This window comes from Providencia sp. UF-183 (assembly GCF_058246155.1).
On sequence record NZ_JBSICD010000011.1, the window covers coordinates 16,710 to 39,709 of the forward strand.

Annotated in this window: 20 protein-coding genes and 1 riboswitch; of the genes, 11 read left to right on the forward strand and 9 right to left on the reverse strand. The window is 43.4% G+C overall.

Annotated elements, in window-relative coordinates; genetic code table 11:
- Positions 1 to 139: 139 nt before the first annotated feature.
- The 3 genes from tolC (at position 140) to AC4IFT_RS11785 (ending at position 3,806) form a co-directional block, all read left to right on the forward strand.
- Entirely contained in the window at positions 140 to 1,531 is a 1,392-nt protein-coding gene (gene tolC / locus AC4IFT_RS11775) for an outer membrane channel protein TolC (protein WP_490733263.1), read from the forward strand.
- A 400-nt stretch (positions 1,532 to 1,931) separates the two neighbouring features.
- Positions 1,932 to 2,636 (forward strand): DUF1190 family protein, encoded by a 705-nt coding sequence (locus AC4IFT_RS11780; RefSeq protein ID WP_490733265.1) that lies wholly within the window; start codon positions 1,932 to 1,934, stop codon positions 2,634 to 2,636.
- Between the two features lie 6 nt (positions 2,637 to 2,642).
- Positions 2,643 to 3,806 carry a glutathionylspermidine synthase family protein gene (locus AC4IFT_RS11785; RefSeq protein ID WP_219244447.1) on the forward strand — a complete coding sequence of 388 codons (1,164 nt, stop codon included), beginning with the start codon at positions 2,643 to 2,645 and terminating at the stop codon, positions 3,804 to 3,806.
- A gap of 302 nt (positions 3,807 to 4,108) precedes the next feature.
- On the opposite strand, the gene ygiD is transcribed toward AC4IFT_RS11785, so the two are convergent.
- Positions 4,109 to 4,933: a 4,5-DOPA-extradiol-dioxygenase gene (gene ygiD / locus AC4IFT_RS11790; protein WP_490751401.1), complete on the reverse strand. Its 825-nt coding sequence runs from the start codon at positions 4,931 to 4,933 to the stop codon at positions 4,109 to 4,111.
- A 748-nt stretch (positions 4,934 to 5,681) separates the two neighbouring features.
- Positions 5,682 to 6,335, reverse strand: coding sequence for a 3,4-dihydroxy-2-butanone-4-phosphate synthase (ribB, locus tag AC4IFT_RS11795; RefSeq protein WP_273838213.1), 654 nt, complete (start codon positions 6,333 to 6,335; stop codon positions 5,682 to 5,684).
- Positions 6,336 to 6,493: 158 nt separating this feature from the next.
- Positions 6,494 to 6,645: riboswitch (FMN riboswitch) on the reverse strand.
- Between the two features lie 271 nt (positions 6,646 to 6,916).
- Between ribB and AC4IFT_RS11800 the strand changes: the two genes are divergently transcribed.
- Together AC4IFT_RS11800 and ubiK are read left to right on the forward strand one after the other, a co-directional pair.
- Positions 6,917 to 7,615, forward strand: a complete 699-nt coding sequence (locus AC4IFT_RS11800) for a DUF3592 domain-containing protein (RefSeq protein ID WP_490733272.1) — start codon at positions 6,917 to 6,919, stop codon at positions 7,613 to 7,615.
- A 180-nt stretch (positions 7,616 to 7,795) separates the two neighbouring features.
- Positions 7,796 to 8,062 carry a ubiquinone biosynthesis accessory factor UbiK gene (gene ubiK / locus AC4IFT_RS11805; RefSeq protein ID WP_206083691.1) on the forward strand — a complete coding sequence of 89 codons (267 nt, stop codon included), beginning with the start codon at positions 7,796 to 7,798 and terminating at the stop codon, positions 8,060 to 8,062.
- 32 nt (positions 8,063 to 8,094) lie between these two features.
- Here the strand turns inward: ubiK and AC4IFT_RS11810 are convergent, their stop codons facing one another.
- The 5 genes from AC4IFT_RS11810 to AC4IFT_RS11830 form a co-directional block, all read right to left on the reverse strand.
- Positions 8,095 to 8,451, reverse strand: coding sequence for a type II toxin-antitoxin system HicB family antitoxin (locus tag AC4IFT_RS11810; RefSeq protein WP_490733274.1), 357 nt, complete (start codon positions 8,449 to 8,451; stop codon positions 8,095 to 8,097).
- Positions 8,444 to 8,722 carry a type II toxin-antitoxin system HicA family toxin gene (locus AC4IFT_RS11815; RefSeq protein ID WP_490733276.1) on the reverse strand — a complete coding sequence of 93 codons (279 nt, stop codon included), beginning with the start codon at positions 8,720 to 8,722 and terminating at the stop codon, positions 8,444 to 8,446. Before AC4IFT_RS11815 ends, AC4IFT_RS11810 begins: the two co-directional genes overlap by 8 nt.
- 161 nt (positions 8,723 to 8,883) lie before the next feature.
- Entirely contained in the window at positions 8,884 to 10,311 is a 1,428-nt protein-coding gene (gene hldE, locus AC4IFT_RS11820) for a bifunctional D-glycero-beta-D-manno-heptose-7-phosphate kinase/D-glycero-beta-D-manno-heptose 1-phosphate adenylyltransferase HldE (protein WP_490751402.1), read from the reverse strand.
- A 90-nt stretch (positions 10,312 to 10,401) separates the two neighbouring features.
- Positions 10,402 to 13,248 carry a bifunctional [glutamate--ammonia ligase]-adenylyl-L-tyrosine phosphorylase/[glutamate--ammonia-ligase] adenylyltransferase gene (glnE, locus tag AC4IFT_RS11825; RefSeq protein ID WP_490751403.1) on the reverse strand — a complete coding sequence of 949 codons (2,847 nt, stop codon included), beginning with the start codon at positions 13,246 to 13,248 and terminating at the stop codon, positions 10,402 to 10,404.
- A gap of 12 nt (positions 13,249 to 13,260) precedes the next feature.
- Positions 13,261 to 14,223: a CYTH domain-containing protein gene (locus tag AC4IFT_RS11830; RefSeq protein ID WP_490751404.1), complete on the reverse strand. Its 963-nt coding sequence runs from the start codon at positions 14,221 to 14,223 to the stop codon at positions 13,261 to 13,263.
- 280 nt (positions 14,224 to 14,503) lie between these two features.
- Here AC4IFT_RS11830 and AC4IFT_RS11835 point away from each other — a divergent pair, with 280 nt between their 5' ends.
- Both AC4IFT_RS11835 and AC4IFT_RS11840 read left to right on the forward strand, forming a co-directional pair.
- On the forward strand, positions 14,504 to 15,118 hold the full coding sequence (locus AC4IFT_RS11835; RefSeq protein WP_490751405.1) for a TIGR04211 family SH3 domain-containing protein: 615 nt from the start codon (positions 14,504 to 14,506) through the stop codon (positions 15,116 to 15,118).
- 14 nt (positions 15,119 to 15,132) lie between these two features.
- Positions 15,133 to 16,377, forward strand: a complete 1,245-nt coding sequence (locus AC4IFT_RS11840; RefSeq protein WP_490751406.1) for a multifunctional CCA addition/repair protein — start codon at positions 15,133 to 15,135, stop codon at positions 16,375 to 16,377.
- A gap of 40 nt (positions 16,378 to 16,417) precedes the next feature.
- Here AC4IFT_RS11840 and folB read toward each other — a convergent pair whose 3' ends face one another.
- A complete protein-coding gene (gene folB / locus AC4IFT_RS11845; protein WP_490751476.1) occupies positions 16,418 to 16,777 on the reverse strand; it encodes a bifunctional dihydroneopterin aldolase/7,8-dihydroneopterin epimerase in 360 nt (119 codons plus the stop codon).
- Positions 16,778 to 16,884: 107 nt separating this feature from the next.
- Here folB and plsY point away from each other — a divergent pair, with 107 nt between their 5' ends.
- Together plsY and AC4IFT_RS11855 are read left to right on the forward strand one after the other, a co-directional pair.
- Positions 16,885 to 17,541 carry a glycerol-3-phosphate 1-O-acyltransferase PlsY gene (plsY, locus tag AC4IFT_RS11850; protein WP_490733287.1) on the forward strand — a complete coding sequence of 219 codons (657 nt, stop codon included), beginning with the start codon at positions 16,885 to 16,887 and terminating at the stop codon, positions 17,539 to 17,541.
- A 292-nt stretch (positions 17,542 to 17,833) separates the two neighbouring features.
- Positions 17,834 to 19,366 (forward strand): methyl-accepting chemotaxis protein, encoded by a 1,533-nt coding sequence (locus tag AC4IFT_RS11855; protein ID WP_490751407.1) that lies wholly within the window; start codon positions 17,834 to 17,836, stop codon positions 19,364 to 19,366.
- 61 nt (positions 19,367 to 19,427) lie between these two features.
- Here the strand turns inward: AC4IFT_RS11855 and tsaD are convergent, their stop codons facing one another.
- Entirely contained in the window at positions 19,428 to 20,447 is a 1,020-nt protein-coding gene (tsaD, locus tag AC4IFT_RS11860) for a tRNA (adenosine(37)-N6)-threonylcarbamoyltransferase complex transferase subunit TsaD (protein WP_490751408.1), read from the reverse strand.
- Positions 20,448 to 20,777: 330 nt separating this feature from the next.
- On the opposite strand from tsaD, the gene rpsU reads away from it, so the two are divergent.
- Together rpsU and dnaG are read left to right on the forward strand one after the other, a co-directional pair.
- The gene (gene rpsU, locus AC4IFT_RS11865) at positions 20,778 to 20,993 is read left to right on the forward strand and encodes a 30S ribosomal protein S21 (protein ID WP_001144069.1); all 216 of its coding nucleotides are present in this window, start codon (positions 20,778 to 20,780) and stop codon (positions 20,991 to 20,993) included.
- A gap of 169 nt (positions 20,994 to 21,162) precedes the next feature.
- Positions 21,163 to 22,908, forward strand: a complete 1,746-nt coding sequence (gene dnaG, locus AC4IFT_RS11870) for a DNA primase (protein WP_490751409.1) — start codon at positions 21,163 to 21,165, stop codon at positions 22,906 to 22,908.
- Positions 22,909 to 23,000: the final 92 nt, after the last annotated feature.

Genomic DNA, 23,000 nt, shown 5'->3' on the forward strand with positions numbered 1-23,000 from the left:
AAATCTAAGAGCAACAATAGGGTCTGTTTTTTTCATGACTGTCTCTAAAGCGCATTTTTTATATCAATCGCCTAAATTAGGCATGGTACGTTTTAGGTAACAGACTCAACATAATTTGCTGTTTAATCAAGGAATCAAAATGAAGAAACTGCTTCCCCTTTTAATTGCGATGAGTTTTGTGGGTCTCAGTACCAATAGCTTCGCAGACGATTTACTACAGGTTTACCAAAAATCGAAAGAAAGTAACCCCGAGTTAAGAAAATCATTAGCTGAACGTAATCAAGCTTTTGAGAAAATTAATGAAGCTCGCAGCCCATTATTACCTCAATTAGGTTTAGGCGCAGGCGCTAGCTATGGCAGTGGTTATCGTGATGCAAATAATACCGAAAGCACTGGTTTAAATGCCTCGCTGAAATTAACGCAAACTGTTTTTGATATGTCAAAATGGCGCCAACTGACGATCCAAGAAAAAACGGCGGGTATTTCTGATGTCACATACCAAACCAGCCAGCAGCAATTAATTTTAGATACAGCAACGGCTTATTTTAACGTTTTAAAAGCAATTGACGCGCTATCTTATATTGAAGCGAATAAAGAAGCCGTTTATCGCCAATTAGACCAAGTTACCCAACGCTTTAACGTCGGTCTTGTTGCAATAACTGACGTGCAAAACGCCCGTGCCAACTACGATAGCGTTATCGCACAAGAAGTTGCAGGCCGTAACGACTTAGAAAACGCGATTGAAAAACTGCGTCAAGTCAGCGGTGTATACTATAACCAACTGGCATCTTTAAATATCGATCGCTTTAAAACTACTGAGCTGGGCGATATCAACGCTATCTTAAAAGAAGCGGAAGAACGTAACCTTAGCCTGTTAAGTGCGCGCTTGGCTCAAGACGTTTCTCGTGAAAACATCCGTTTAGCAGAAACAGGCCATATGCCAACTGTTAGCCTTGATGCATCTACCGCGGTGACTAATACCTATAACCACGGTAGTGGTTACAACAATAGCTTAACGGGTAGAGGCGCAAGCAACAGTTATAATGGGCAAAACAGTATCGGCTTAAATTTAAGCATTCCATTATACACCGGTGGTGCAACTAGCTCACAAGTTGAACAAGCACAATACGGCTTCCAAGGCGCAAGCGAGCAATTGGAAAGCGTTTATCGTAATGTAGTTCAGCTAGTCCGTTCATCATTTAATAACGTCTCTTCATCTATCAGTAGCATCAATGCATACAAACAAGTTGTTGTCTCTGCACAAAGTTCATTAGATGCGATGGAAGCTGGCTACCAAGTGGGTACTCGTACGATTGTTGACGTATTAACATCAACCACTGCGCTATACCAAGCGAAGCAAAATCTGTCTAATGCACGTTATGACTATATGATTAACCAGCTGAATATTGAATTTGCTCGCGGTACGTTAAACGAAGATGACATTGCGCGCTTAAATGCGAACTTAGGCAAAGAAATTTCCACTGAGCCAAGCAGCATTATCCGTAATACTAATGCACCTAAAATTAAATAATTTTTGCATTTAATTTTAGTCAAATAGAATAACCCGCTGCGTTGGCGGGTTATTTTTTATCAAAGCTCAACAGAAACCCCCTAAATCATTCGTTTAGCCCAAATTGAATCAGCTAAAACAGTTTTACCTTCCCTCAGTAGCAAAATTCAGTCAATTCTCACTTTAGTTATTATTAAATAGTTCAAAAAATAATCTTTAGTTAATTTATTGATATTTAATAAAAATATTCATTTTTCTTTTCGACTTCGTCCCACCTTTTCTCAAAAAAGAGAAGAAAGTTACAAAAATGATAATTTCAATCTATTTCTGCCATATTTCTGCTTTAATTTTCGGCGTTTATCCCCTATCCTAGAGGTAACTTATAAAACATCTTACTTAAATCTTATTCAGGGTAATTACCATGACCATGAAGCGTACCAAAGATATTAATCAAAACGCCTTCCGCAAGTCTTGGCGTTCATACCGTTTAGCGCCTGTCGCAGTCGCTGTTAGTGCGGTATTTATGCTTTCTGCCTGTGAAGAAAGCGATGAAACGGTATCTCTGTATACCAATGCACAAGATTGTAGCCAAGCAAATCCATCTCAAGCGGATCAATGTACTCTCGCTTACAACAATGCATTACAAGAAGCCGCAAAAACTGCGCCTAAATACGCAACGCAAGCTGACTGTATTGCTGAATTTGGTGAGTCTATGTGTACTCAAGCCCCTGCTCAAGCGGGTCTTGCAGGAACGAGCTCAACCAATGGCGAGCAAACCGCACAAGCACAAAGCAGCGGCGGCAGCATGTGGATGCCACTCATGATGGGTTATATGATGGGTCGAATGATGGGCGGTAGCGCAGCATCTCAGCCACTGTTTAGCTCAAAAAATCCGGCAAGCCCAGCGAACGGTAAATTTGTCGATGCATCAGGTAAAAGCTATGGCCCTGCAGTTGCGGGCGGCCGTTCAATGAGCGTACCAAAAACGGCAATGGCACCTAAGCCACCGACCACATCAACCGTGACGCGTGGTGGTTTTGGTGACACAGTTAATAAACAAGCAATGGCACAACGTTCCTCTTCATCTGCAAAATCAACGTCTTCTTCCCGTTCAATGGGTGGTTGATCTGTAATGAAACGAGTTCCTATTGTTGAGCGCCCAAATTGGCGCGAGAAAGCCTCTGAGTTTGGCTTTGAATTTCACACCATGTACGGCGAGCCGTACTGGTCTGAAGATGCTTATTATCAATTCACTCTGGCACAAATCGACGAAATCGAAGATGCAACCGCTGAACTGCATCAAATGTGCCTAAAAGTGGTTGAACGTGTTATTGAAAGTGACGAATTACTGGCACGCTTTCAAATTCCTAAACACTGCTGGGAATTTGTCCGTAGCTCGTGGAAAAGCGAACAGCCTTCATTATATTCAAGGCTCGATCTTGCCTACGATGGCGTCAACCCACCGAAGTTACTGGAAAATAACGCCGATACGCCAACATCTTTATATGAATCCGCATTTTTCCAATGGATCTGGTTAGAAGATCAAATTGAAGCGGGCAAGCTGCCTGAAAATGCGGATCAGTTTAACAGCATTCAAGAACAGTTGATCGAACGTTTTACTCAACTTAAAGATCAATACGGTTTCCGTCTGCTGCACATGTCTTGCTGCCGTGATACGGAAGAAGACCGTGGTACAGTGCAATATTTACAAGACTGTGCCAATGAAGCGGGCGTTGCTACCGAGTTCTTATATATTGATGAAATCGGTTTAGGTGAAAGAGGCGAATTCACAGATACACAAGATCAGGTTATCAGTAATCTGTTTAAGCTGTATCCATGGGAGTTTATGCTACGTGAAATTTTCTCTACCAAGCTGCAAGATGCTGGTGTTCGCTGGTTAGAACCTGCCTGGAAGAGCATTATTTCGAACAAAGCATTGCTCCCGATGTTATGGGAAATGTTCCCTGATCATCCAAACTTGCTTCCTGCTTATTTTGCCGATGGCAAAACGCAGCCTGAGCTCGATAAGTATGTGATTAAACCTTTATTTTCCCGTGAAGGTGCCAACATCCGTATTATTGAAAATGGCAAAGAAATTGCCGCTGCGGATGGCCCATACGGCGAAGAAGGTATGATTATTCAACAATTCCACCCACTACCCCAATTTGAAGGTAGTTATACCTTAGTCGGGAGCTGGCTGGTGAATGATCAACCTGCGGGAATTTGTATTCGTGAAGATAAAGAACTGATCACTCAAGATCTGTCTCGTTTCTATCCACATACAATCATCGACTGATCAATAACTCGATCACAAAAGCCCAAGCAATTAATTTTGTTTGGGCTTTTTTATGCCTTAAAAAATATGACAACCTAAAATATCTATGCGATTGGCTCGAAATACAAAGATAAAACACCTCTAAACACAATGAAGGCATTCCTCTAAATACAACGAAAATATTCCTCTAAATAGTTCGAGTTAGCGCAAGGCGGCAAAACAAAGCTATCCCTAGGAGCATACATAAGTATGTGACTAGGGTAGCGGCGTGAAGCCAACGCAGTGATTACTCGAAATATGACGAGGAAGAGCCAACGCAGTGATCACTTGAAACATGACGAGGAAGAGCCGACGATGACTGACATCATACTCAACGACGCCGACACAATTCCTTCAATCGGTGTGCATATCTCTTCTTCACCATCCCAAGCTCCTAAAATGGGTAAAATAGGCAGGTAATGTTCTGCCGATGGGTTGGATAATTTGCCATCTTCCCTTTCTAGCCCTTTAGTGAGCGGGTGTGGGAGAGCTTTACTTTGCAAGTTATCGTAGACAAATTGTTCAAAAGACAAAGCCCATGGATAAGGCTCTGCTTGTGCATTTTGCCAATTCATCGCACGCAGATTATGCACCACATTCCCACTGCCCATGATAAGCACGCCTTGCTCTCTGAGAACTGACAACTTTTTGCCTAACTCATAATGCCAAGTCGCAGGTTTTGTGCCATCAATGCTTAGTTGGATCACCGGAATATCCGCTTCTGGATACATGCGCACTAAAATTTCCCATGTCCCGTGGTCAAGCCCCCACTCTTCCTTATCAAGGTAAATAGGTTCTGGTGCTAATAAATCGGCAACCTGCTGAGCAAGTTCTGGTGAACCTGGTGCTGGGTATTCAATTTGGTATAACGCGTCTGGAAACCCGCCAAAATCATGGATCGTTTTAGGTTTTAACATCGAGGTCACCGCCGTACCACGAGTATACCAGTGCGCTGAAATCACCAATATCGCATTTGGACGGGGTAAGGTTTTGCCGAGCTGCTCCCACGCTTTGGTATAAGGATTGTCCTCGATAGCATTCATTGGGCTACCGTGGCCTATAAAAATCGCGGGGATCTTGTTATTTACGACTGAAGTATTTACCGACATGATGATTTCAACTCCAACTCAATTAGTTTCTACTTACAGCATACGCTTTTGTGCAAAAAACACAGTGGCCTAATTATGAGTATGATCATCAAAAAAATTGAAAAGGCCACGAGGTGTGCAACTCAGTGGCCTTAATAATATTCTATATGCTTAACGTATTATCAATAACTTAAATAACTCCGGTCAAATTAGCCATTTATATTTAAGTTTAAAAAAACGAGCGCCTTCTCAAAATACGACAAGAACATTCCTCTAAATAGTTCGAGTTAGCGCAAGGCGGCAAAACAAAGCTATCCCTAGGAGCATACATAAGTATGTGACTAGGGTAGCGGCGTGAAGCCAACGCAGTGATCACTCGAAATATGACGAGGATATTCCTCTAAATAGTTCGCGTTGTGACTAGGCGGCAAACGAAGTCATTCTTAGGAGCATACACCAGTATGTGACTAAGATGGCTAAGAGAAGCCAACACCGCCACCGCTTGAAATACGACGAAGACATCCTCTAAATAGTTCGCGTTGTGGCTAGGCGGCAAACGAAGTCATTCTTAGGAGCATACACCAGTATGTGACTAAGATGGCTAAGAGAAGCCAACAACGCCACCGCTTGAAATACGACGAAGACATCCTCTAAATAGTTCGCGTTGTGGCTAGGCGGCAAACGAAGCCATTCTTAGGAGCATACATAAGTATGTGACTAAGATGGCTAAGAGAAGCCAACACCGCCACAGCGCGAAATATGACGAGGATCAGCTCGCTTTCTTTTCAAGCTGCAAACGATATTGAACTAAATCCTCGATAGTCACTACCGTCAGACCATGTTGCTTACCGAATGCCGCCACATCTGGTGTACGAGCCATTGAGCCATCATCGTTGGTCAATTCACATAATACACCTGCTGGTTTAAACCCTGCTAAAGACGCTAAATCGATAGAGGCTTCTGTATGACCACGACGTGCTAATACACCGCCTTCGCGACCTCGCAATGGGAAAACGTGGCCTGGGTGGTTTAGGTCTGCTGGCACTGCGTTATCGGCAATCGCTGCACGAATAGTTGTAATACGGTCTGCGGCTGAAACACCTGTCGTGACACCGTTTGCTGCTTCAATCGTCACGGTAAAGCCCGTTTGATTTTGGCTGGTGTTATTTTCCACCATCATTGGCAGTTCCAGTTTTTTACGACACTCTTCAGTGATACACAAGCACACAATGCCGCTGCTGTAGCGAATGGTAAATGCCATTTGCTCTGCGGTCATGGTTTCTGCTGCAAAAACTAAATCGCCTTCGTTCTCACGATCTTCATCGTCCAGAACAAGAACACCTTGGCCTTGACGTAAGGCTTCGAGAGCTTTTTCAACACGTTCGATTGGATTACCGAATTCGGAAAGTAGCGTATGATCCATGGTAAAAACCTCTTAAATAGTTATTAACTAGTTACCAGAATCAAGGCAGTCTTAGGATTACGAGAAATGATGAATAAATAAATTGCCCATAAGTGGCAACCTACCCATTCAGGTATGCAGAACATGATTGTGCATTACGGCACAAATATGCAGATACAGTTAATTCTCTCCCATCCGGACTATAACCGTCGGCTCCAGATTCACACTGGATCTGCTGACCTTTATCACCAAAATGATAAAGCGCTCGCGGGCTTCATGCGCGTTGCATGTTACCGCCGGTGGGGACTTTCACCCCGCCCTGAGATAAACGCAATTAATATAACGCCAATAATTCTACTACGCAACGATGCTTTTCAAAATTGGCGAGCCTCTCACACTTTTGGTCAAAAAACATGAATAAAAACCTAGAGTTATCAGGGGTAATTAAAAATACAGAAATCACTGTTTGCCCATAAGGTATAAAAAACCAAGAATACGTAAATTATCCTAAATATCTAGATAAACACCATACTTAACTAAAATAATTCATCAGTTTATATAATAATACTCAGTAATAAGAACACAATTAAAGGAATAGCACCGTGAAAAAGTACCGTTTTATCTTTCCCATTTTTTTAGTGATTGGCATCTTATTTTTAATCGGAACGGCTTTTACGCTTAATTCCGGTATGGATATGGCAAAAAATGGCATCAAAACAACAGGGGTAATCACTGATCTGGACATCAGTGTTTCGGAAGATAAGTCAAAAACCTATTTTCCAATTGTTGAATTTACCACCCTAGAAAATCAAAAAATTGAGTTTCGTTCATCAATGGGGAGCAGTAGCTATCGAAATAGTATCGGCCAATCCATTGATATACTTTATAACCCTGCAAACCCACAAGATGCCATTATTGATTCATTCTTTGGCGTATATGGTCTGAGTATTTTTCTGGGAATTTTCGGCGGTGTATTTACGTTAATTGGCGGTATTCCTGTTTTGCTCGGTGTCGCCAGTAAGAAAAAAAGCACCCGTTTGTTGCGTGAGGGGACGCCAATTCAAGTCAAAATCACGGGCGTTGAAGAAAATACCATGATCCAAGTGAATAAGCGTTCTCCTTATCAAATTATTGCAGATGTACATGATAAAAGTACAAATTCAATTAAACGTTATAAAAGTGAGAATATTTATTTTGACCCATCTCCTTATATTGATAGGGAAAATGTAACCATTTATCTCGATAAAAGTAATGCCAATAAATACTACATGGACATCAGTTTTTTACCTGAATTGAAATAGCCTTAAAATGACCATCTTGGGTAATTCACCCTTCAAGGTGGTCATTTATCCCTCTGTCTCATCCCCTCTTGCCCCCTTGTGCGCCAAGTATCATCTGGAAACAGGAAAAGAGTTTATTACCACGACAAGAGGTATTACACTACCCGCAACTCATTTCTTAAAAAATTTAAGGACCCGCGAATGCTCGATCCGAAAAAACTTGAACAAGTTGCTCGCCAAATTCAAGGTGCTTTACCCCAAGGCGTACGTGATTTAGGTGAAGATTTTGATAAAAAACTGCGCTCACTGCTACAGTCGCAACTTGGCAAATTAGACTTAGTCAGCCGTGAAGAGTTTGATATTCAAACTCAAGTATTGTTACGCACTCGCGAAAAGTTAGCCAAAATGGAACAACGCATCAGCGCCCTTGAAGCCAGCTTAAGTACTGAAGAAAAAACAGCTGAATAAACCGAATTGTGACGCCTCGTTGGCGTCACATTTTACTCATTAGACACTAACTCGCGTTCTAATAACTGTACGATATACTGATTTTTAGAGATCTTATGAGCTGTTGTCGCAGCATTTAAATAAGCTTCCAAGCGGCTAGGATAACGCAACGTGAATGACTTCACGGTACCTTCATCTTTAAATGGCTGTATTCCTTCCTCACGACAACTTTCAATATAATCACTTAATGAGATTTGCCCTTCTTTTTTCAGCCCTTCAATACTATCGGAAACAAAATCACAATAACCACTCACATCTAAAAATTGACCGCGAAATGCTTTAATGTCTGCCTCATAGGTGACAGAAGCAGGATGCCCATTGATTGTCATGACATTACTGCTTTTAATCATATTCCACCCCTATTATGTTTTCTAACCATTCACGTAATCCATTAACCGCGCCTTTATCCATTGTGTTCCCCGGATGAGGTTGGTGTGTCAGAAACAACGAACCACATAAAATAAACCTGCGTCGTGAGCCATTACCCTTTTTGATTTGACCACCTAGATGATTGATTAAACTGAGTACATCATCCCACCTAATGGCTGATTTAGGTGGGATGGTCAGTATATCAACCATGGTTTTCCGGTGCTTAGCACTCAATTCCCTGATTTTGATCATCGTCTATTCCATGACGTCATTAACTGATATCAAATTAAGATAAAAACACAATGACGTCAATAGATGACGTCATTGTTATTTAAAACCATTAAATAATAAAAAACCCAGCTTCGGCATATCACCAAAGCTGGGCCATCAATAATTAACGAACTAATCAGTGATTAGCTGGTTTTCATAATATTTTTAATAATATTGGTGGTTGAAATACCATCTTCGAAATTAAGCACTTTGACTTCACCACCCGCAGCCCAAACCTCAGCACTGCCTGCGATATCTTCAGGGCGATAATCACCCCCTTTAACTAAAATGTCAGGTAGAACTTCAGCAATTAAACGTTGCGGCGTGTCCTCTTCAAAAGCCACGACCCAATCTACCGCCCCTAGCGCACCTAAAACAATCATACGCTGCTCTAATGGGTTCACTGGACGCGTTTCACCTTTAAGACGACGCGTTGATGCATCGCTATTTACTGCAACAATCAGTCTATCACCCAACTTACGTGCATTAGCTAAATACGAAACATGGCCTGCGTGCAAAATATCAAAGCACCCGTTAGTCATCACCACACGCTCACCACGTTGCCTTGCATTGGCAACCGCTTGTTTGAGCTCACTTTCGCTCATCACACCAAAGCCCGTATCTGCACGGCCACGGATCGCATTTTCCAATTCGATAGGAGAAACAGTGGATGTTCCAAGTTTACCAACAACAACACCTGCCGCGGCATTCGCTAACGCACAAGCTTCGTGTAATGGACGACCAGATGCAATTGATGCCGCTAATACACCAATGACCGTATCACCCGCCCCCGTGACATCAAACACTTCTTGTGCTTGTGTTGGCAGATGCAGTGGCGCTTCATCACGGCGGATCAGGCTCATTCCTTGTTCTGAGCGCGTGATCAATAACGCTTTTAATTCCAATGAATTAAGTAGCGCCATCCCTTTTTCTTCAACATCTTGATTTGTCTTGCAAGACCCAACGATGGCCTCAAACTCAGACATATTTGGCGTTAATAACGTTGCGCCGCGGTAGCGCTCAAAATTGCTCCCTTTTGGGTCAATCAATACAGGTACACCCGCTTTATTTGCTAACGCTATCATTTTTTCAACGTGAGTTAATGCGCCTTTTGCGTAGTCAGATAGCACTAATGCGCCGATGTGTGGCAAAGCTTGTTCAATACGCTCTAAAACAGGCGCCACATCGACGTTGTCAAAACCTTCTTCAAAATCAAGGCGAATTAACTGCTGGTTACGAGAAAGCACCCGTAATTTTGTAATCGTTGGATGTGTTGGGATAGCAACAAAATCACAGCGAACTTGTACCGCATTTAAGTTTTCCGTTAATGCTTTTGCTGCATCATCAATCCCTGTTAAGCCGACAAGACGAGAGCTTGCCCCCAATGATGCAATATTCATCGCGACGTTTGCCGCGCCACCTGGGCGTTCTTCTACCATCGTGACTTTAACCACTGGCACAGGGGCTTCTGGGGAAATACGGTTTGCAGGGCCATGCCAATAACGGTCTAACATCACATCGCCAACTACCAGCACACCGGCTTTTTTGTAATCCGGAAGAGTTACTTTCATCCTGCACTCCAGTTTTAAAAAGAAAATTTGATCATAATTAGCGAAATATTAGCATATTGCGCTAGTTAGCTAAATAAAATACGTTTTAACTCATTCACCTAACCATTTTTGCCAACTGGCTAACACTTGCTCACGTTGCTCTGCAAATTGGCTGATGTCCACACGACTGGGTAATGACTGCAAGGCTAAGTGATGCAGTTCATTGCGCATGGTGACGTAAGCTTGAGTTAGTGCGTTAGCTTCTTCTTCCGACATAAAATCGTACTGTGCCATCAGTTCAAAAATACGCACATTGTCAGACCAACGCGTTAATGCTTTATTTTGTGAGGCAAAGCGCAGCACCAAATATTGAGCGATAAACTCAATATCCGTGATCCCACCAGGGTCAGCCTTTAAATCAAACTCATTGGCTTGGTGGCTACCTAAGTGCTGGTGCATTTTTACTCGCATGTCCCGCACTTGCTGTTGCAGTGTGTCTGCCTCTCTTGGCAAACACAGGGTTTCATGGCGAATTCGGGTAAATTGCTGTTGTAATTCAACATCACCAAATACCATTCGAGCACGAATAAGTGCTTGGTGCTCCCATGTCCACGCATCATTTTTTTGGTAATCATCAAAGGATTGAATGGTACTAACCAACATCCCTGACTCCCCAGATGGCCTTAAACGAGCATCCACTTCATATAGAACTCCGGATGCCGTACGCGTACTAAATAAGTGAATAATGCGCTGTGCAACACGTAAATAAAACTGCCTTGCATCAATAGAGCGCTCACCGTTAGTGACCACATTCAAGGGGCAATCAAACAGAAAAACCAAATCTAAATCAGAGCTATAGCCTAATTCCCAGCCCCCCAACTTACCGTAGCCTAATACAGCAAAACCATATTGCTTACTATCACCTTGTGCTAAATGGGCAGGTTCACCGTAGCGCTTCACCATTTTTTGCCATGCTTGATGAACAACAGCATCAATAATGGCTTCAGCAAGGTAGGTTAAGTGGTCACTGACTTTCATGACAGGCAGCACGCCAGATATATCTTCCGCAGCAATTCGCAAGAGTTGCGCCTGTTTGAATTGGCGCAATGCTTCCAGCTGCTGCTCTTCATCCTCTTCAGGCACACGCATCAAATATTGGCGTAATTCATCGCGATACGCTGTTAATGGAAGAGGCTGATAAAGCGATTGTGGGTCAAGTAATTCGTCGAGAAGCAAAGGATGGCGAGAGAGCTGCTCAGCAATCATTGGCGAAGCAGCACACAAGCGAATAACGTGGGTCAGTACCTCGTCAAATTCAAGCATCAACTCAAGGTAAGTGGTTCTGCTGACGATACTGAGCAACAATGGCGTAATACGCTCAAGGACTTGCCCTGCATCATCACGTTCACCAATTTTTGCCAATAACTTGGGCATAAGCTCATCAAGAACATCGCGCCCTCTTGGCCCGATAGTGCGTTTGTTCAAGTCATGGCGGAACATTAAAATGCCATGAATAATCCGCTGCGCAATCTCTTCATTCTGAGAGGGTAAGTAGGCGGCAAGTTCTTCTTTAGACAGGTCGCTTTGCCACAATGTGATGTAAATTTCATCGAAATTCCCCGCATCTTCAGCATCATCATCTTGCCCGATTTGCTCAGTAAATATTTGGTGGACTGCTACCATTTTTTCACTTAACGATGCGTAAAAACCCGCCCAATTGGCAAAATTCATTCCCCACGCTAAACGCGCTTGGTTGAGTGCATCGTCAGGGAGTGTCTGGGTTTGTTGATCATCAATGCTTTGCAGTAGATTTTCCACTCTACGCAGAAAAATATAGCTATCTTGCAGGATATCTAACTGATTGTCGGGTAATAAAGCGAGTTCGCGGATCCCTTGAAACGTGGTAAACAACGATTGTGATTGTAAAACCGGTTCACGGCCCCCACGGATCAGCTGAAAAACTTGGGAAATAAACTCGATCTCACGGATCCCTCCTGCGCCCAGCTTGATGTTATCCACCAAACCACGGCGGCGCACCTCCCGCTCAATCATATTTTTCATATTGCGCAGGGACTGGATCACGCTGAAATCAATATAGCGGCGATAAACAAACGGGCGCAATAATTTACGCAAACTTTCGGCGTAATGCAGGCTATCGGGTCCCATAATTCGCGCTTTGACCATCGCATAACGTTCCCAATCACGCCCTTGCTCTTGGTAATAATCTTCCAGCGCTGAAAAGCTGAATACTAGCGGGCCGCTATCACCAAACGGTCGCAAACGCATATCCACTCGATAAACAAAACCGTGGACGGTGACTTGATCGAGCATGCGGATCAACTTTTGCCCTAAGCGAGTAAAGAATTGTGCATTATCAAGCTCTTTGCGGCCACCTTGCGTAACACCGTTTTCTGGGTAGGCAAAAATAAGGTCAATATCGGAAGAGAAATTCAGCTCTCTCCCCCCTAATTTGCCCATTCCCAGTACTAACAGCGGTTGTGGTTTTCCTTCGTGGTTACAAGGCGTTCCCCACTGCTGGCTATATTCCTGATATAGCCAATCCCTTGCTGCAACAATCAAGGTTTCCGCTAATACACTGAGTTGGTAAATAGTGTCTTTCTGCGAACACACTGCCAATACTTGCATCCACGTACAGCGCACTAATATTTGGTGGCGAAACGTGCGCAGCACCTGCATTAAATGGTCTTCACTTGAAACAGATGAAATACTGTTCGCAAGCCAAGTCTCATAATGTTGCCACTCATCTGCCTTCGGTGGGTTCGTGCGGATATCCAATAAAAACCGTGAGTGTGCAAGTACCTGTTTAAGTGCGAAATCACTAAAAGAGAGCACTTGAGCTTCATCTTCACTTAAAGGCAATAAATCAGGCGCTTGGCCTGCTAACTGATTTAAAACACGTTCTTTTTGGGCTCGGAGTAAATCAGGCAGTGGATGCATGTTGTTTAAATCCTAGTGATCTTCTTGGTAGGTCAGCGCACTTAACCATTGAATAAAGGCCAGCTTACACTTTAACCACTCGCTGCTATAACAAAAATCATCCGCACTGATGGCTTCATTCGCAATATCTAAGCGTAATTGGTCTAACGGCGTATCATGGATAAAATGAGGGGCAGAGTTTTGATAATGTACCAAAAAGGCTTGAACAAAACGCAAAAACTCAACAAAACCTTGGCGTGCATCGTTTTCACCAGCTAACCAATAAGTTTCATGTTGCTGACACAATAACTGCATATGCGTCAGCGATTTTTCAATTGGCTGTTCTTCATAATCAAATAGTGATTCAGGACGGGTTAATGGCGCTTTAGTCGGTGAAAGTAGGGAATAACCTCGAGCGGCTTTACTTAAGGAGGACAAATACAGCCCATCAATATCTGCAAATTTTTTCGCTAAATTAAGCACATCCGCAATAAAGCCTTTTTTGAGCTCTAACTCAAACTCTTGAATGGGTAAATCTTTTGCACCTGCAGAAATTTCACCTTGGTCAAGTACGACCTCAATTTCACTGTCTTCAAATGTCACTAACCATTTTTCACGCGTAAAATTGGTGCTAAATAACACACTGAGTTCAGATTGCAATGCTATAACATCCGTACCTTCGGGCCAGATTTCTTCAGGAAAAGCAGCAAGATTCAGCTCAGGAGAATCAATATCGACATTGTATTCAGGTCGCTGATGCAAACCACCAATCGCCTGCCCCGCCGTTTTCATCGTCATTTCATAACGTCCATCACAGCCACGAATACGTAATCCCATATCCCATTGACGTAATTGCCTTTGTGGCGTGTCAAAATAAATATTGGTTAACTTCGTTGGCTCACTGTATTGATGGGGCAATGTCGATATACTCTGACGGACAGCCTCAATGGCCTCACTTTTGGCGGCTAATTTGAGTTCAACCTCAACGTGGCTCATACATATCCTTATCTGATAATTTCACTGCACTCATCTTACCCCAATCAAGCGGTGCTGAGAAAAGAAACTGTATTGAAATCAAAAATTCTCTCTGCCAGATTTCTTTTAGTGAGTTATCTTGAAAAAAGAGTAAAAATAAGGGTAATTTAGACAGTTAGGATAGTTCTCATTATCCTTTAGTGTACCAAGACATCGGTGTTTAGGGTTTGCACCCTGCCACTTTACTTATTAGTATTTAATGAATACCACATTCATTCACCACCAAAAGACTGTAAATACCATGCGAAAAATTCCATTATTATTAATTTCAATCATGGGGCTAGGCCTTTCCTTAAACACACAAGCAGTAGAAAAGCGTTATGTTTCAGATGACTTATCAACATATGTTCATAGCGGCCCAGGCACAAAATATCGTATCGTAGGAACGCTCAATGCAGGGGAAGAAGTTGAACTCATTTCCACTGACAATAAGTTTGCTCAGGTACGCGATGATAAAGGCAGAACCGTTTGGCTACCTGCTGACCAGCTTAACAATAAGCAAAGCATGAAAACTCGCATCCCAGAACTTGAGGCCGAAAATCAAAAACTCCGCCAACAGTTAGATAATATTGATGGTACATGGAACACACGAACCGCCGATATGCAGCAGAAAGTGGCAGACAATGACAATATCGTTCGCCAACTGAAAGCAGAAAATGAAAAATTAAAGAATGAATTAATTAAGTCAGGTAAAAAACTCGAGATTGCTGAAGTGAACCTTGACGATCGCCGCCGTGAATTGATTTTACAATGGTTTATGTATGGTGGTGGCGTGGCAGGTGCAGGCTTAATTTTAGGTTTAATTTTACCGCACCTCATTCCACGCCGTAAAAAACGTAATGATGGCTGGGCGTAATTAAGGTTATCGCGATGAAAGTGTATCTTGTCGGTGGTGCCGTACGTGACCAACTCTTAAAGCTCCCTATTTCTGATAGGGATTTTGTGGTGGTTGGCACGACACCTGAAGCTATGCTGGCAGAGGGTTTTCAGCAAGTTGGGAAAGATTTTCCCGTCTTTTTACACCCGAAAACCCATGAAGAATACGCGTTAGCCCGAACAGAACGGAAAATCGGGGCGGGCTATACTGGTTTTAGCTGCTACAGCGCACCTGATGTCACTATCGAAGATGACTTACTACGTCGCGATCTCACCATTAATGCCATCGCCCAAAGCGATTCAGGGGAAATTATCGACCCGTTCAATGGCGTGAATGACCTCGAAAAGCGGGTACTACGCCATGTTTCGGATGCATTTGCGGAAGACCCTTTGCGCGTTTTGCGGGTCGCACGCTTTGCCGCGCGTTATTTTGAACACGGCTTCACAATTGCCCCTGAAACACTGGCGTTAATGCAGTCGATGGCGATGACGGGAGAGTTATCGCACTTAACGGCAGAACGCGTTTGGGTTGAAACAGAAAAAGCCCTTAAATCGAACGCACCGCAAGTTTATTTTGAGGTTTTACGCCAATGTGGTGCGCTTGCAGTGCTGTTCCCTGAGATTGATAATTTATTTGGCATTCCTGCCCCTGAAAAGTGGCACCCTGAAATCGACACAGGGGTTCACACGTTGATGGTGATGAAAGTGATTGCAGCGTTGTCCAATGATGTGGACATTCGCTTTGCCGCACTTTGCCATGATTTGGGAAAGGCGCTTACGCCCCCTGAGGTTTGGCCAAGCCATCCTAACCATGGGGAAGCGGGTATTCCACTTATTGAGCAGCTTTGTAATCGTCTTCGAGTCCCAACAGATGCGAGGGATTTAGCACGTTTAGCTGCGCGATACCACGATAAAATTCACGTCATCAATCGGTTATCTGCGGGTGATTTAGTGGCAGTTTTTGATGGCTTAGATAGTTGGCGCAAGCCAGAGCGTATTATGCAGCTCAGTTTAATCAGCGAAGCCGATGCTAGAGGGCGACTGGGTCTTGAACGACACGCCTATCCGCAAGGTGAATTTCTACGCGAAGCATTTGCTATTGCACAGTCTGTTGCGGTAAAACCCATTGTTGAACAAGGATTTAAAGGGCCTGATATACGCCAAGAGTTGACACGCCAGCGTATTGAGCGTATAGCCCTCTGGCAGCAACAGCAACAGATTATTGAGATGAACCTATAGATATGAGTGATACTGGCGGTAAAACGCCGCCAGTCATCTTTTACGCGGTTTTAGTACCTCTTTCGATTACAACACCGACTTGGTGAGCGCGTGCCACAGCGCCTGGTTTAGCGACTTTAATGCGCACCCATGGACTATTGAATTTTGTCATTAAAAGTTGGGCGACTTCTTCAGCAACACGTTCAACTAAACCAAATTTGTTTGTTTCTAAATAGCTAATGAGGGTTTGGCTGACTTGCGCATAATCTAAGCAGTGTTCAACATTATCGCTCAAAGACGCGCGTTTGTTATCCCATCCCATTTCGATATCGAGCACTAATTTCTGCTCAATAGTTTGTTCCCAGTCATATACACCAATCGTGGTGATGACTGATAATTGTTCAATAAATACGATATCCATCACGTCATTTTCTCGTTTATGTACTGAATTAATACCACTTCAGCAAAAATATGCGTATTATCCAAGGCTGAAGTGAATATATGGCCTCAACCGTTTTGGAGTTAGCTATGAGTGCAACCGCGCTTGGCATGATAATCTTCGCTTACCTTTGTGGATCAGTTTCCAGTGCAATACTGATCTGCCGTATAGCGAGACTACCCGATCCCCGTCAACACGGCTCTGGTAACCCTGGTGCAACTAACGTCTTACGCGTTGGAGGCAAAGCCGCTGCCGCTGCCGTACTACTTTGCGACGTTTTAAAAGGGATGATCCCCGTTTGGCTGGCTTATTATCTCAATGTGCAACCATTCTATCTTGGCTTTGTCGCAATTGCAGCCTGCCTTGGGCATATTTATCCTGTTTTCTTTCACTTTAAAGGGGGAAAAGGGGTAGCGACTGCATTTGGTTCTATCGCTGCTATTGGCTGGGATCTTTCAGGGTTAGTCGCAGGAACATGGTTACTCACGGTGCTACTTAGTGGCTATTCATCACTTGGCGCGATTGTTAGTGCACTATTAGCGCCATTTTATGTCTGGTGGTTTAAACCTGAGTTCACCTTCCCTGTCGCTATGTTATCGTGTTTAGTGTTGGTGCGTCATCATGGCAATATTCAACGCTTATGGCGTGGGCAAGAAAGTCGTATTTGGCAAAAATTGAAAAATAAAAAGCAAAAAACCAATAAAGAAATTGCTCAAGAAGCTAAAGAGCAAGAACTAGACGACTAAATATACATTCCCAACCTTATCTAAAAAGAGCTGAAAATCAGCTCTTTTTTTATGCCCTAATATGCCCTAACACTTGCCAAAATTTCTTAAAAAGAACATTCCAAAATAACAATAGCGTTTAATCCTTTCCTAAAACTGTACCAGTAGCAATTTGTGCTGTTGTTACATTTTTCCCATAACTAGCGCACATTTTTAAAAAAAAAGTTAATTTATTGCAAATTTATTACTAAGGAATATTTAAAAGCTGTCGACTATATAAAAGGAAAACTAAACAATAATAATGGTATTGAACATGAGCAGAACCCCTTATATCACTCAAAATGAACATATCTTAGATGAAGACATCACACTTATGACCACTAGCGATCTACAAGGAAACATTGTCCATGCTAATGATTTCTTTGTTCAAGTTAGCGGTTATGAATTGGATGAATTATTAACACGCCCCCACAATATTATTCGACACCCCGATATGCCAAAGCAGGCATTCGCGGATATGTGGGCAACTCTGAAAAAAGGCGAACCGTGGACTGGCATTGTCAAAAATAGGCGTAAAAATGGCGACCATTATTGGGTGAGAGCCAATATTATTCCCATGGAACGCAAAGGTGTTATTACGGGTTACATGTCGATTCGGACTCGTGCGACTCGCCAAGAGATCGCTACAGTGGAACCCCTCTATGCCGCTATGAATGAAAATAGGAGCCAAAAAAAAATCTTTAAGGGTATTGTGCTTTCTAAAAAATGGCCTTTTCACCTCTCTACCCTCTCAACTCGTTGGCGAATTCGACTCTCTATGAGCATGTTATTTGTGCTTTGGATAGCCGCTGCTAGCTTAGCTGGATTACAAAGCATCCCATTACTTATCGCAAGCTTATGCACATTTGTTACACTGTTAATTGGCAATATTTTCCTTGAGCGAATATTGGCCTCCCCCCTTGAAAATATCATGGCCCAAGCTCTGGGGATTGCGCGTGGTAACCGCCATAGCGTCAATCATATGCAACGCACCGATGAAATAGGCCAGCTATTGCGCTCCGTCGGGCAACTCGGCCTTGTGTGTCGCTGGCTGATAAAAGATGTTTCTGAACAAGTGGATAGCGTACGAAAAGGTAGCCAATCTTTAGTCGTCGACTGTAACGAGTTAGATACTCATACCCAAAGAACGGTAGGGTATATGCAACAAACAGTGGCAACAATGAACCAAATGGCCGTTTCAGTAAAAATGAACGCAGATAACACCATTCAAGTTGATCAACTTTCGAACTCAACCAGTGAAACCGCGGTGAGCGGTGGTGCGATGATGGAAGCCGTAGTTGGCACCATGGATGAAATTGTTCACAGCACCAATAAAATCAACTCAATTACTGATGTGATAAAAGACATCGCATTTCAGACCAATATCTTAGCGCTTAATGCCGCAGTAGAAGCCGCCAGAGCAGGAGAACAAGGCAAAGGCTTTGCCGTGGTGGCCAATGAGGTTCGCAGCTTAGCAAGCCGAAGTGCCAGCGCCGTCAATGATATTCGTGAATTGATTAATGACTGTGAGAAAAAGGTCAATTCTGGGAAAAACCAGGTACATACTGCGGGGAACACAATGAAAAATATTGTCGACCAAGTGCAAAATGTCACCCAGCTCATCACGCATATTAGCCAAGCAACATCAGAACAAGCGGCGGGGATTTCTGATATCACTCAAGCGGTGAGTGAATTAGAAACTATCACTCAGCAAAGCACGCTATTGGTTGAACAAAGCACTGAAACATCCAACATGGTAAAAGACCGTTCTATCCGTCTTGAAGAAGCGGTGATTATTTTACACTAGTATTTGACGCCATTAAAAAGGGCTGTTTAACCACAGCCCTTCATGTTGATATGGATATACGCTACCTTTCTAACGGCGGTAATTCTGCCAGCGGCCAACGAGGGCGTACTGTCACCCCTAAGCCTGTGGTAGTGCCACCTTTAAGGCGGATCAGCCCAGCAAGTGCAATCATTGCGCCATTATCGGTACAAAATTCAGGTCGCGCGTAAAATGCTTCACCACCACGCTGCTTCAGCACCTCTTCCATTTTAGCGCGAAGTGTACGGTTAGCGCTGACACCCCCAGCCATAACGAGACGTTTAAAGCCTGTTTGCTCAAGTGCACGCTTACATTTGATAGCCAAAGTATCAACAACCGCATCTTCGAATGCACGCGCGATATCTGCACGAGTTTGCTCATCATCGGCATTTTCACGAATGGTATTCGCAGCAAAGGTTTTTAGCCCTGAAAAGCTGAAATCTAAACCGGGTCTATCCGTCATCGGTCTTGGGAAAACAAAACGCCCTGGGGTGCCTTGCTGCGCCATTCGGGATAAAACGGGACCACCGGGGTAATCTAACCCTAACAGTTTTGCTGTCTTATCGAACGCTTCCCCTGCGGCATCATCGATGGACTCGCCTAATAGCTCATACTCTCCAATGCCTGTCACACTAATCAATTGCGTGTGGCCGCCAGAAACCAGCAAGGCAACGAAAGGAAATTCAGGGCTTTTTTCTTCCAGCATCGGGGCCAATAAGTGCCCTTCCATGTGATGAACAGCGACTGCAGGAACATTCCAAGCAAATGCCAATGCACGCCCAACAGTTGCACCAACCATCAGTGCCCCCACCAGACCAGGGCCTGCGGTATAAGCAACCGCATCGATGTCTTCACGGGTTAAATTAGCTTCTTTCAGCGCCGCTTGGATCAGTGGCACCGTTTTACGAATATGGTCACGAGATGCCAATTCAGGCACGACTCCGCCGTAATCAGCATGGACTTTAATTTGGCTGTATAATTGGTTGGCGAGTAAGCCAAGCTCATCGTCATAGATTGCGATACCAGTTTCATCGCAAGAAGTTTCGATACCTAAAACACGCATTGCACTACCCTTGTTTATTTCATAGGCGCAAGTCTATCACTATTTTCGGACTATCGCGTAATTTATGTTGGCAAAAGGCTGACTTTCCTTGTTGTATAGTCTATAATCAACCCCCTGTAATAAAAAATTTCGTGTGGCTAATTCTCATTATTGTCTGGTTTTGTTTGCTTTTTCATCGAACGAGCTGCAAATCAGGTGATCTTGTGTGATTCAATTTTATACGGCACTTTACAAACCCGTACTCATTGAAGTAAAATTCCGCACCATTTTAAATGAAGGCTGGTGAATCCATACCAGCAACAAACCGATTTCTATCGAGGTGAGAGGCACATGCCGGTAATTAAAGTACGTGAAAACGAGCCATTCGACGTTGCACTGCGTCGTTTCAAACGTTCCTGTGAAAAAGCAGGTGTTTTAGCTGAAGTTCGTCGTCGTGAATTCTATGAAAAACCAACGACTGAACGTAAACGCGCTAAAGCATCAGCTGTTAAGCGTCACGCTAAGAAACTGGCTCGCGAAAACGCACGCCGTACTCGTCTGTACTAGTTGATTGCGGTATTGGCCGCATTCATAACAGACGATAGCTAATATAAGAATTGAGTCACTCTCGTAGTTATTTATTTCTTGTAGTAGTCATAGCTAAGCAGTTAAAGGCCGTGCTTTCCTAAAGGAAGCGCGGCTTATTATCGTTCATCAACAGGCGAAAAAGAGGCTTATGGCTGGACGAATTCCGCGTTCATTTATCAATGACTTGTTGGCAAGAACTGACATCATTGATTTAGTCGATGCAAAAGTCCCGTTAAAAAAACAGGGTAAAAACCATCACGCTTGCTGCCCGTTCCATAACGAAAAAACCCCATCTTTTACCGTTAACGGTGAAAGGCAGTTTTATTATTGTTTTGGTTGTGGCGCTCACGGTAACGCTATCGACTTTCTGATGAATTACGACAAACTTGATTTTGTCGAAGCAATTGAAGAGCTTTCTGCATTACATGGCCTTGATGTTCCCTATGAAAAAGGAACAGGTGCAAGCCAAATAGAATTACATCAACGACAAAACTTATATCAGTTGATGGAGAAAATTAACCAATTTTACTGCGCTGCCTTAAATCATCCCTCGGCAAATAAAGCCAAAGATTATTTAAGCCAACGTGGTTTGAGCGCAGAAATTATTGAGCATTTTTCCATTGGTTTTGCCCCACCGGGCTGGGACAACTTGCTCAAGAAATTCGCAGTAAACCCGGAGAGTCGCAAGCAGCTTGATGATGCAGGCATGTTAGTGACCAATGATAATGGCCGTGTCTATGATCGCTTTAGAGAGCGAGTCATGTTCCCTATTCGGGACAGACGAGGCCGAGTTATCGCCTTTGGTGGGCGCGTATTAGGGGATGCATTACCCAAATACTTGAACTCGCCAGAAACAGATATTTTCCATAAAGGACGCCAATTGTTCGGCCTTTATGAAGCAACACAAAATAGCAGTGAATTAGCGAAGTTATTAGTTGTCGAAGGTTATATGGATGTAGTGGCATTGGCTCAGTATGACATCCGCTATGCGGTGGCATCTCTGGGAACCTCAACCACCTCAGAACATATTCAGTTACTTTATCGTTCAACAGATACAGTTATCTGTTGTTATGATGGTGACCGAGCTGGCCGCGAAGCAGCATGGCGCGCACTAGAAACCGCCCTGCCTTATCTAACGGATGGCCGCCAACTACGCTTTATGTTTTTACCTGATGGTGAAGACCCTGATTCATTGGTACGCAAAGAAGGTAAAGATGCCTTTGAGCAGCGTATGCAAACAGCACAAACGCTGTCAGGTTTTTTATTTGATTCACTCGTACCACAAGTAGATTTAACCACCCAAGAAGGAAAAGCAAAATTTAGTAAACTTGCTATCCCCTTGATTAAACAGATACCGGGTGAAACTTTGCGCCTTTATATGGCGCAAGAGCTAGGAAATTTTATTGGTATACCAGATATTTCTCAGGTTCTTGCTATTATTGATAGAGAGAACACCGAGCAAGTTAATTATCAGGCACCAAAACTAAAACCCACCACGATGCGAATTCTTATCGCACTGTTGGTGCAAAATCCGAACTTTTCGGAGCTTGTTCCCTCATTAGAGGGAATTGCCCATATCCAAATGCCGGGGCTTTCTCTATTTCAGGAATTGGTCGATGTATGCCGTTCCACCCCCGGAATGACGACTGGGCAGTTGCTAGAGCGTTATCGAGATAATAATTTTTCGAAACAGCTTGAAAAACTAGCAACATGGAACGATATAGAAATAGAGGAGATAGCGGAAAATACCTTTATAGATGCATTAAATCATCTATTTAATAGCGCCCTCAGCGAACGTTTCGACTATTTAATGGCGAAAGCTCGCACACAAAGTCTGACCCCGCAGGAGCGCGAAGAGGTGCACTTAATTACGCTATCGCGAGTAAAAACATAATACAAACCCAAAACAGAATTAGTATATAAAACGGCTTAAGTGCCGCTAAACACAAGGCAGATGCCTGTAAAATGCTGCGAAAATAAAGGGCG

Bases quoted from the DNA above. Each gene is read 5' to 3' on its own strand.
- tolC (WP_490733263.1), top strand. From the start codon at position 140: ATGAAGAAACTGCTTCCCCTTTTAATTGCGATGAGTTTTGTGGGTCTC.
- AC4IFT_RS11780 (WP_490733265.1), top strand. From the start codon at position 1,932: ATGACCATGAAGCGTACCAAAGATATTAATCAAAACGCCTTCCGCAAG.
- AC4IFT_RS11785 (WP_219244447.1), top strand. From the start codon at position 2,643: ATGAAACGAGTTCCTATTGTTGAGCGCCCAAATTGGCGCGAGAAAGCC.
- ygiD (WP_490751401.1), bottom strand. From the start codon at position 4,933: ATGTCGGTAAATACTTCAGTCGTAAATAACAAGATCCCCGCGATTTTT.
- ribB (WP_273838213.1), bottom strand. From the start codon at position 6,335: ATGGATCATACGCTACTTTCCGAATTCGGTAATCCAATCGAACGTGTT.
- ubiK (WP_206083691.1), top strand. From the start codon at position 7,796: ATGCTCGATCCGAAAAAACTTGAACAAGTTGCTCGCCAAATTCAAGGT.
- AC4IFT_RS11810 (WP_490733274.1), bottom strand. From the start codon at position 8,451: ATGATTAAAAGCAGTAATGTCATGACAATCAATGGGCATCCTGCTTCT.
- AC4IFT_RS11815 (WP_490733276.1), bottom strand. From the start codon at position 8,722: ATGATCAAAATCAGGGAATTGAGTGCTAAGCACCGGAAAACCATGGTT.
- hldE (WP_490751402.1), bottom strand. From the start codon at position 10,311: ATGAAAGTAACTCTTCCGGATTACAAAAAAGCCGGTGTGCTGGTAGTT.
- glnE (WP_490751403.1), bottom strand. From the start codon at position 13,248: ATGCATCCACTGCCTGATTTACTCCGAGCCCAAAAAGAACGTGTTTTA.
- AC4IFT_RS11830 (WP_490751404.1), bottom strand. From the start codon at position 14,223: ATGAGCCACGTTGAGGTTGAACTCAAATTAGCCGCCAAAAGTGAGGCC.
- AC4IFT_RS11835 (WP_490751405.1), top strand. From the start codon at position 14,504: ATGCGAAAAATTCCATTATTATTAATTTCAATCATGGGGCTAGGCCTT.
- AC4IFT_RS11840 (WP_490751406.1), top strand. From the start codon at position 15,133: ATGAAAGTGTATCTTGTCGGTGGTGCCGTACGTGACCAACTCTTAAAG.
- folB (WP_490751476.1), bottom strand. From the start codon at position 16,777: ATGGATATCGTATTTATTGAACAATTATCAGTCATCACCACGATTGGT.
- plsY (WP_490733287.1), top strand. From the start codon at position 16,885: ATGAGTGCAACCGCGCTTGGCATGATAATCTTCGCTTACCTTTGTGGA.
- AC4IFT_RS11855 (WP_490751407.1), top strand. From the start codon at position 17,834: ATGAGCAGAACCCCTTATATCACTCAAAATGAACATATCTTAGATGAA.
- tsaD (WP_490751408.1), bottom strand. From the start codon at position 20,447: ATGCGTGTTTTAGGTATCGAAACTTCTTGCGATGAAACTGGTATCGCA.
- rpsU (WP_001144069.1), top strand. From the start codon at position 20,778: ATGCCGGTAATTAAAGTACGTGAAAACGAGCCATTCGACGTTGCACTG.
- dnaG (WP_490751409.1), top strand. From the start codon at position 21,163: ATGGCTGGACGAATTCCGCGTTCATTTATCAATGACTTGTTGGCAAGA.